The sequence below is a fragment of the Cupriavidus basilensis genome (assembly GCF_029335485.1).
GTDB lineage: Bacteria > Pseudomonadota > Gammaproteobacteria > Burkholderiales > Burkholderiaceae > Cupriavidus > Cupriavidus basilensis_E.
This window is the reverse complement of sequence record NZ_JARJLM010000121.1, coordinates 1-9,185: the sequence shown is the minus strand read 5'-3', so window position 1 is coordinate 9,185 and position 9,185 is coordinate 1. Positions and strand designations below refer to the sequence as shown.

The 9,185-nt window shown below is 64.2% G+C and carries 7 protein-coding genes; 5 read left to right on the top strand and 2 right to left on the bottom strand.

What is annotated here, in order from left to right; genetic code table 11:
- Window positions 1-73: 73 nt before the first annotated feature.
- Window positions 74-1,561 (bottom strand): type VI secretion system contractile sheath large subunit, encoded by a 1,488-nt coding sequence (gene tssC, locus P3W85_RS06745; protein WP_276264208.1) that lies wholly within the window; start codon window positions 1,559-1,561, stop codon window positions 74-76.
- A gap of 51 nt (window positions 1,562-1,612) precedes the next feature.
- Window positions 1,613-2,119: a type VI secretion system contractile sheath small subunit gene (gene tssB, locus P3W85_RS06740; protein WP_276264207.1), complete on the bottom strand. Its 507-nt coding sequence runs from the start codon at window positions 2,117-2,119 to the stop codon at window positions 1,613-1,615.
- A gap of 530 nt (window positions 2,120-2,649) precedes the next feature.
- On the opposite strand from tssB, the gene tssH reads away from it, so the two are divergent.
- The 5 genes from tssH to P3W85_RS06715 all read left to right on the top strand — a co-directional run.
- Window positions 2,650-5,229, top strand: a complete 2,580-nt coding sequence (gene tssH, locus P3W85_RS06735; protein ID WP_276264206.1) for a type VI secretion system ATPase TssH — start codon at window positions 2,650-2,652, stop codon at window positions 5,227-5,229.
- Complete coding sequence (locus P3W85_RS06730; RefSeq protein ID WP_276264205.1) at window positions 5,217-6,824, top strand: sigma 54-interacting transcriptional regulator; 1,608 nt, start codon at window positions 5,217-5,219, stop codon at window positions 6,822-6,824. Before tssH ends, P3W85_RS06730 begins: the two co-directional genes overlap by 13 nt.
- Window positions 6,821-7,507, top strand: a complete 687-nt coding sequence (locus tag P3W85_RS06725) for a type VI secretion system-associated protein TagO (RefSeq protein WP_276264204.1) — start codon at window positions 6,821-6,823, stop codon at window positions 7,505-7,507. Before P3W85_RS06730 ends, P3W85_RS06725 begins: the two co-directional genes overlap by 4 nt.
- Window positions 7,495-8,976 carry a type VI secretion system protein TssA gene (gene tssA / locus P3W85_RS06720; RefSeq protein WP_276264203.1) on the top strand — a complete coding sequence of 494 codons (1,482 nt, stop codon included), beginning with the start codon at window positions 7,495-7,497 and terminating at the stop codon, window positions 8,974-8,976. The genes P3W85_RS06725 and tssA overlap by 13 nt, the downstream gene beginning before the upstream one ends.
- A gap of 2 nt (window positions 8,977-8,978) precedes the next feature.
- Window positions 8,979-9,185, top strand: a 207-nt coding sequence (locus P3W85_RS06715) for a hypothetical protein (RefSeq protein WP_276264202.1), incomplete at its 3' end; no start/stop codon positions are given.

Sequence of the window (9,185 nt, the reverse complement as noted above, 5' to 3'; positions counted from 1 at the left end):
GGCGGCACGTCCGGATCGAGCCGTTCGAACAGGCTGCCGTGGCCGGGCGAACGTGGCATGGCTCAGGCGCTCCTCATTCCTTGTCTTTGTCGAGGCGACCCACCAGCGACAGTTCGAAGCTGGCACCCATGTACTTGAAGTGCGGACGCACGGTCATCGTGATCTTGTACCAGCCGGGGTTGCCTTCCTCGTCCTGCACCACGACATGAGCGGCGCGCAACGGGCGGCGACTGCGCACGTCAGACGACGGGCTCTCCTGGTCGGCGACGTACTGACGCAGCCAAGTGTTGAGCTCGCGTTCCAGGTCCTGGCGCTCCTTCCAACTGCCGATCTGTTCGCGCTGCAACACCTTGATGTAGTGCGCCATGCGGTTGATGATGAACAGATAGGGCAACTGCGTACCCAGCATGTAGTTGGTTTGGGCGGCCTGGCCTTCAGGGGTCTTCGGAAACAGCTTGGGCTTCTGCACCGAGTTGGCCGAGAAGAAGGCGGCGTTGTCGCTGTCCTTGCGCATGGTCAGCGGAATGAAGCCCTCGCTGGAAAGCTCGAACTCCCGGCGATCGGAGATCAGCACTTCGGTCGGGATCTTGGTCTGCAGGTTGCCGAGCGACTCGTAGAGGTGCACGGGCAGGTCCTCGACCGTGCCGCCCGATTGCGGCCCGATAATGTTCGGGCACCAGCCGTACTTGGCGAAGCTGTCGCTGATCCGGCTGGCGAGCAGGAACGAGGTATTGCCCCACAGGTAGCGGTCATGCTGGCCATCGATGGTTTCGCGATAGCTGAAGCTGCGCACTGGGTTTTCCAACGGATCATAGGGGGCGCGCAGTACGTGGCGCGGCATGGTCAGCCCGAGATAACGCGCATCCTCCGACTCGCGCAGGCCGCGCCACTTCGTGTGAGTCGGCCCTTCCATGGAGTCCTTGACCTCTTTGAGGTTGGGCAGATCCTGGAAGGATTCCAGGTTCAGCATTTCCGGCCCCGCCGCGCCCAGGAAGGGGGCGTGGGCCATCGCGCCGACGGCGGCCAGGTAGCCCAGCAGCTTGATATCCGGCGCCGACGGACCGAAGGTGTAATTACTGACGACACAACCGACCGGATGGCCGCCGAACTGGCCGTATCCTGCCGTATAGACGTGCTTGTAGTAGCCGCTCCGGGTGATGTCCGTGGCGTTCTCGAAGTCCTCCAGCAGCTCTTCCTTGGTGACGTGTAGGAGGTCGATGTAGATGTTGGCGCGGAAGTCGGTGGACTGGACGAGCTTCGCCACGCTGCGCCAGACGGATTCCAACTGCTGGAACTGCGGGTCGTGCAGGATGACGTCGACTTGCCTGCCGAGCTTGCGGTCGACCTCGGCGATCATCCGGTCGATCAACTGCTTGTTGACCGGCTGTTCGCGCTCGTCGCTCTTGAGCATTTCGGCGATGATGGCGGCCACACCGCGCTCGGCGACGGCATAACCTTCTTGGCTCGGTTCCAGGCGCGTCTGCGCCATGATCTGGGCGAGCAGTCCGCCACTGGGCGCGGCATCGCGCGTCTGGACTGCTGCAGTTTGGGCTTTCGTCATGTTCGGTTCCTTCGAAGTTCGCGTTGAACAGCAGGGGGCGATGCGGGAGCGTCAGGCTTGGCCGGGTTCCAGGAGCTGTTCCAGTTCCTTGGCCAGCGTGGAGCGCGAGGCCTCATCACCCAGCAGCGTCTGCAACTGCTTGCGGAAGGCGGGGATATTGCCCATGGGGCCCTTGAGCGCGACGAGCGCCTCGCGCAGCTCCAGCAGCTTGTTGAGCTCCGGCACCTGGCGTGCGACTGCATCGGGCGAGAAATCGCGAAGGGACTTGAAACGCAGGTCGACAGGCAGCGAGTCGCCCGTCGCACCGTCTTCGAGCACGGCGGGAACATCCAGCTTCAACTGCAGGCCGAATTCGCCCATGACATTGTCGAAATTGTCCTTGTTGATACGAGCCGGCATTCGATCTTCCAGCGCTTGATCCTCGGCATGACCTTTGAAATCGGCAACCACCAATTGCTTGAGCGGCAATTCGACTTCTTCCTGTTGCCCGCCGGTGGCAGGGACATACTTAATATTGATTCGCTCTTTGGGTGCGACCGAACCATTCTTTGATGTCATGAGACTCTCCTTTCGATTAGGCTTTTCGATCCAATTAAAATATAGGGGTGCGTGATATATCGGGGCGCCATTGTTCGCACCCGATGAGAAGGCACACCATAGCTTTGTGCAACCTGACCATTGCTGGCTCCCGCGCAATCGAAGCCACCGCCGGACGCCAGTAGATGTCGGTGGACTTGCTGGCGAGTGGCCGCAATGGCGGATCTTAAACGATGTGGGGTCGAATTGGGCATGGGATAAATCTGAAATTGCATAACTATTTCGTGATTTTTTGTAAGAAATAAAATTTCGAGATCTTCTGTAAGAATTTTCTTAATGATGTCCCGGTGTAAGAATTTTCTGAGTTATATTTCGGATTAGTCTCATGGACACTATTGCCATTAATGTGGTCTCATTAACGATTAATCAGCACGATGAATGATGGGGCCGTGCGCTCGAAGGCGGGGCGGTTCTCTCGTCGTTGCGGATCCGCAACGTCATGGATGTCCGGCGCGGCGAGGAAATTGTTCAACGCGTAAGGAGGGGATCAGATGATCGCTGTCGATCTGGAGGCTTTGCTGGGACGCCTCAATCCACTATGCAGGCAGGCATTGGAAGAGGCCGCCGGCATCTGCATGAGGCAGCGCGGCGCCGAAGTCACGGCGGCCCATCTGAGCTTCGCGCTGCTTGATCACCCGCTGTGCGACTTGCGCCTGGTGCTTGCCAATGACGGGATCGACGTCGACGAGGCAAGACAGGCGATTGCCACGGCCATCGCGCTGAACACCAGTGGACACGCCCAGCCTTATCCGTCGTTCTCACCGCTGCTGGTCGAACTGCTGCAGGAGGCATGGCTGCTGAGCACGGTGGAGTTGGAACAACCGGCGATCCGCAGTGGGGCGGTGATGTTGGCAGCGCTGCTCAACGCGGCGCGCTATTTTCCGTTGGCTGCGGTCCGCTTGTTCGAAGGCGTCAACCGGGAGGCGCTGCGCAAGCAGTTCAACGACATCCTGGCCCGCTCCGCCGAGTCACCGGCCGAACCTTCGCCGATGGACGGCGACAGGCTGCAAAGGCAGGGCGACAGCGCGCTGGACAAGTACGCACACGATTTCACCGCGCAGGCGCGCGACGGGCGCATTGATCCGGTGCTTTGCCGCGATGCCGAAATCGACCTGATGGTCGACATCCTGTCGCGTCGGCGCAAGAACAACCCGATCGTGGTGGGCGAGGCTGGTGTCGGCAAGAGCGCGGTGGTGGAAGGCCTGGCGCGGCGCATCGTCGAGCAGCGGGTTCCGCAGCCGTTGCGTGCGGTCCGGCTGTGTGCGCTAGACCTGGGCGCGCTGCAGGCCGGCGCGTCGATCAAGGGCGAGTTCGAGAAACGCCTGAAGGCGGTGATCGACGAGGTGAAGGCTTCGCCGCAGCCAATCATCCTGTTCATCGACGAGGCGCATACGATGATCGGCGCCGGCAATGCGGCCGGCGGCAGCGACGCCGCCAATCTGCTCAAGCCGGCACTCGCGCGGGGCGAATTGCGTACCATCGCCGCAACCACGTGGTCCGAGTACAAGAAGTACTTCGAGAAGGACCCGGCGCTGACGCGGCGCTTTCAGCCGGTCAAGCTGGAAGAGCCTAGCGTGGAGCAGGCGGTGCATATTCTGCGCGGACTGCGCGCGGTCTACGAGCAGGCGCACCGCGTCTATATCGGTGACGATGCGTTGCAGGCTGCTGCTGCGCTCTCGGCGCGCTACCTCTCAGGCCGGCAGTTGCCCGACAAGGCGGTCGACGTGCTGGACACCGCCTGCGCGCGCGTGGCGACTGCGCAAGCCGAGCCGCCCCGACGGATGTCCGCCTTGGAGAACGAACAGCGGCAGATCGAGGCTGAGGCCGAATTGCTGAGGCGCGATCAGCAGGCTGGTCGCCCGACCGATGCGCGACGACTCGAGGTGCTGGATGCGGCGCGGCAGCATCTCATGCAGCAGATCGACCAACTTCAACGGGCCTGGCAGCAGCAAAAGACGCTGGTCGACGCGATTCTCGAACTGCGGAAACGTGGATCGGACGAGAGTGGCAACGACGGAGCGGCGACGCTTGCGGAGAAGGTCGTCCAGTTGGGCGAACTGCAGCGCGATGGCGCGCTACTGCATGTCGACGTTGGCGCAGCCGAGATTGCGCAGGTCATCGCAGACTGGACCGGCATCCCGGTCGGCACCCTTGGCCGCGATCCGACCAGCCGGCTGGAGCGCCTTCCGGCGCTGCTGCGCGAGCGCGTGAAGGGGCAGGACGCGGCCCTTGAACATCTGCACCGGCATCTGTTGACGGCCATGGCTGACCTGCGTCGGCCCGGCACGCCGTTGGGCGCCTTCCTGCTGGTCGGCCCCAGCGGGGTCGGTAAAACAGAAACCGCATTGGCCATCGCCGATGCGCTGTTTGGTGGCGAGCAGTTCCTGACCACTCTCAACCTGTCCGAATATCAGGAAAAGCACACGGTCTCGCGCTTGCTCGGCTCGCCGCCCGGCTATGTCGGCTACGGCGAGGGCGGCGTGTTGACCGAGGCCATTCGCAAGCACCCCTATTCAGTGGTGCTGCTGGACGAGGTCGAGAAGGCGCACCCGGAGGTGCTGAACATCTTCTACCAGGCCTTCGACAAGGGCGAACTGGCCGATGGCGAAGGGCGGCGCATCGATTGCCGAAACATCCTCTTCGTACTGACCTCGAACCTGGGCTTCGATCAGAACGACGCGCCGCTGGACGACCTGGACGCTGACGCGTTGCGCGATCGCCTGACCCAGTTCTTCAAGCCGGCCTTGCTGGCGCGCATGCAGGTGGTGCCGTACCGCTACCTGGATGAAGCCGTGCTCAGCGACATCGTCGACAGCCGCCTGCAACGCCTGCAGCAGCGCTTCGCCGAGCGCTACGACGCTGTACTGCACATCGACGATGACGCTGGCGCGGAGCTGCGCTCGCGTTGCATGCGTCATCAAAACGGTGCGCGGATGCTCGATGCCAGTATCGACGGCGAGCTGCTCCCCCCCTTGTCGTTGGCCGTGCTTCGCCGGCTGGCGACAGGCGAGCCCTTCCGCCAGGCCAGGTTGAGCTGGAACGAACGAGGCTTCGACGCATGGCTGGAATGACCGGCACAGCGGGCGTGGCATCGCACGACGTCGCCAGATTGGCGCGCGACATGGCGTTCGCCGCGCATCCGGGCGAGCTGGCCGGCGTGTTCCTGCGCGCCGTGTCGACCGCGTACGACCTGAGCGCGGCGCTTTGCTACGCACGCGACGCCACTGGCGAGTGGCTCGTGCCGCTGGCGATTGGGGAGAGGGACAGTGATGCGTTTGGGCCGGTCCCGATGGCCGAGTTGGAGAACCCGCTGGTCTACAGTTTCGTATCGTCACAGCCCTACGAGGTGAAGCGGCTTGACGCACTGATCGGCGTAGGCGACGCGTTCGAACACATGCGCGCGATGCTGCCGACTCTTGCGGCGATGCACGTCGTGCCGATGCGCGACGACCGCGACCATGCCGCGAGCGTGCTGGCGCTAGTGGGTGACGCCTCAGCGCTGCAGGCGTGGCGCCAGTCGGAAGCGTGGCGTTGTCTACTGCAAACCTATGAACGACTGGGCGCACGCCTGCAGGAACAACGTGGAGCTGCCGACGCACAACGACGCAGCCAGGCATGGCAGCGCGAGACCGAACGCAGCCGTACGCGGGCGGGGCGCCTGCTGACGGCCGGCTTCGTCGGCACCAGTGCAACGGCTAAGCGCTTGCGTGCCGAAATGTTGCGACTGGCTGATTCGTCGCTGGCCTTGCTGATTGCGGGCGAGACCGGCGCGGGCAAGGATCACGCCGCCTGGCTGATTCACCAGGCCAGCGCGCGCGACGGTAAGTTTGTGCCGGTCAACTGCGCCGCCATCCCGCAGAACCTGATCGAGGCCGAACTGTTCGGCGTCGTCCGGGGCGCCTATACCGGTGCTACCCATGCGCGGCAAGGGCTGGTCGCGGAGGCGGATGGCGGCACCCTGTTCCTTGATGAGATCGGCGATATGCCGGTGGATCTGCAGTCGGCCCTATTGCGCCTGCTCAACGTCAAGGCGTTTCGCCCCGTGGGGGCCACGCGTGAGCAGAGCTCGGACTTCCGCTTGATCTGTGCCACACATCGGTCACTGCCGGAGCTGGTGGCCGCAGGCCGCTTCCGCGAGGACCTGTACTTTCGCATCCGGCAACAGGCGCTGCATCTGCCGCCGTTGCGCGAGCGTACGGAGGACATTCCCGCCCTCGTCGCGGCGACGCTCATGGCCTTCAATCGCGAGCAGAAGCAGAACGTCGCGGGGATCTCGGCGCGTGCGCAGGCCTGGCTCCAGGCGCAGCCGTTTCCAGGCAACGTGCGTGAGTTGCGCAGCCTGATACAGGCCGCGGCAGAGCAGACCGCCTCCGGCAGTGTCATTCGCAGCAGCACGTTGCGCGCCTTGCGAGAGATGCTGACCACATCGGCGCCGGCCGCACTTGCCGACCCCATCGCCGATCACGGCCCGGCGTTAAACGAACTCTGGGACAACGGCAGCCTGCCCGAAGTCATGGCCGCTTTCGAGCGCAGCCTGCTGCAGGACCGGCTGCTCAAGGTGCAAGGCTCTCGCCGCCTTGCCGCCGAGAGCTTAGGGATTCCCAAGCGTACCTTGGCGCGCAAGTGCCTGGCATGGAATCTGGAAAGGGAGGATTCGACAGCATGAGAGCATTGATCCTGACGTTTGCGGCCGCTCTGGCGGCGACGGGGTGCGACTCGGGCAAGCCCGTCGCGGCGGCCCAGGCGGACTGCACCAAGATCACGTCGCAACTGGAGCGGCTAGCCTGTTTCGATGCGGCGGCCGGCACGCCACCGGCGCCGGTCCAGCCGGCTGCCGAGTCGACACCGCGGAGCGAGCCTGCGCCCGTTGCGGCCGAGCCGGAAATCGTGACGCTGGTCAAGCGCAACGAGGCGCAGCGAGGCGCGCAGGGTCGCGGCCTACGGCTGCTGCGCACGCCTGACGTACCCGATGGGCAGGAGAAGATCCTGATCTCGGCGCCGGCCGTCGGGCCAGGCGACGTCCGGCTGGTACTGGCGATCAGCTGCCTTTCCAACATTTCGCGGCTGCAACTGGTGCCTGGCGCGCCGATCGACGTCAACCGGGTGAGGCTGCGCCTGCTGCTGGATGGCCGTCCGCTGGGTGCGTCGCGGCCCTGGAATGTGCTCGAAGAGGGGCAAGTGGTGGATGCCGGTCGCGGCCTGGTCGCCATCGAGCAATTGCGGCCGCTGAAGGCCGCCGCGGGGCGCCTGCAATTGGAGAGCGACTATGCGCCGTTCGACGGCGCGACGTTCGACGTGTCCGAACTGCACGCCTTGATGGTTCACCAACGTGAGGCATGTCACTGGTGAACGCCGCGACCTTGCATCTGGACACCCTGCTGACACCCATCGACGAGCGTCAGCCGGCTGGCGTATTCGATGAGGAAGACGAACTCTTCCAGGCCATCGACCACGAGATCGTCAAGCTCGGCAGCCTGCAAGAGGCCAGCATCGATTGGGAGTACATCGACGAGGCAGCGCGTCGCTACCTGACTGTCCACTGCAAGCACCTGCGCGTCGTTTGCCACCTGATGGCCGCCTTGCTGCGCCATCCCAGTTGGCGCACGTGGGCGCAGGCGGCGGGGTTGTTGTCGGGGTTTGTGGCGACGTACTGGGAGCACGGCTATCCGAAACCCGGGCCGACCGGCTACCTCGGCAAGCGGCGATTGGTTGCCATGGGTGTCGAGCGTTTGCTGGATGCAGTGCCCCGGTTGCAGGCGGATGCGGCGGCGCGGCCCCATCAGGAGGCCGCCCGGCATGCGCTGAATCAACTGCAGGGTTGCGCGGCGCTTGCCAAGCTCGACGTGCCGACGCTCACGCGGCTAGAGGCGCGGTACCAGCAGCGGATGGATGAGACGCGCATTCCGCAGCCCGAGCCGATCTCGGCGGCGGGCGGGGCACAGGTTGCTGGCACGGCCGCGCGGGCCGTCAGCGTCGACTACTTCGAAAGCGCGCCCCCGCTCAAGCTGGGCGACGAGAGAGAGGCCAAGCGTTCCCTGCTCGCGCTGGCCGACTACGTCAACCAACTCGATGCCTACGATCCTACCGGTTACTCGCTGCGACGCTTTGCACTATGGGCGCACCTGTCGACGGCTCCCGCCGTCAAGCGCGAGCAACGTACCGATCTCATGGCGGTGGCGATGGACACCGCGCAGCACTATCAGGATGCGGTGACCGCCAACAGCGTCAGTCCGGCCTTGCTGCAACGGGTGGAGCGCAGTGTCACTACGTCGCCGTATTGGATACGCGGCAGCTACTTGGCGGCGGCCATCGCGCAACGGCTGGAAATGGCCGAAGTGGCGTCGGCGATCCGCAAGGCTTCCGAACGATTCGTGTTGCGGGTGCCGGCGCTCAAGACCCTGCAGTTCTCCGATGGGCGCGCGTTCGTCGACGCCGAAACACTGGCGTGGCTGAGCGGTGCGGGCGGTACGCCCGCCGGTGTGTCCGATGGCCGCGAATACGCCGCCTTGCGCGTGGAGCTGGCGGCGCTGATCGACAGTGGCGGCGTCGAGCCGTTGATGCGCCGCCTGGAACAGATCCAGGCCGAGGCAGACGACCCACGGCACCAGTGTCACGTGATGACTATCGCGGGTGACCTGCTGAGCGAACACGGCTTCGGCTGGATGGCCGACGGGTTGTATCGCATCGCCCTGAACGCCATGCAATCGCATGCTCTGCCGGCGTGGGAGCGGGCGCTTCACAACCATCTCACCAGTCGCGTGCGAGAGCCGGCTGACGCCGCCGAGCAAGACGCGCGAGGGACAACGAAAGGAAAGTAGCCATGCTGAAATACTGGTCGATGGTAAGGCGCTTTGGTCAGCCATTGCTGCGTTGGGCCAAGCAGGGAACGCCTCTGTTGCTTTTGATAGGGCTGGTGTTCGTGCTGGTCGCCATCTGGTGGCTCGGCCCGCAATGGCACTGGAAGGAACACATGCCGTTGGCGAGCCTGACGGCGCGGGTGCTGGCTACCGTGCTCCTGCTTATATTG

Bases quoted from the DNA above. Each gene is read 5' to 3' on its own strand.
- tssC (WP_276264208.1), bottom strand. From the start codon at position 1,561: ATGACGAAAGCCCAAACTGCAGCAGTCCAGACGCGCGATGCCGCGCCC.
- tssB (WP_276264207.1), bottom strand. From the start codon at position 2,119: ATGACATCAAAGAATGGTTCGGTCGCACCCAAAGAGCGAATCAATATT.
- tssH (WP_276264206.1), top strand. From the start codon at position 2,650: ATGATCGCTGTCGATCTGGAGGCTTTGCTGGGACGCCTCAATCCACTA.
- P3W85_RS06730 (WP_276264205.1), top strand. From the start codon at position 5,217: ATGGCTGGAATGACCGGCACAGCGGGCGTGGCATCGCACGACGTCGCC.
- P3W85_RS06725 (WP_276264204.1), top strand. From the start codon at position 6,821: ATGAGAGCATTGATCCTGACGTTTGCGGCCGCTCTGGCGGCGACGGGG.
- tssA (WP_276264203.1), top strand. From the start codon at position 7,495: ATGTCACTGGTGAACGCCGCGACCTTGCATCTGGACACCCTGCTGACA.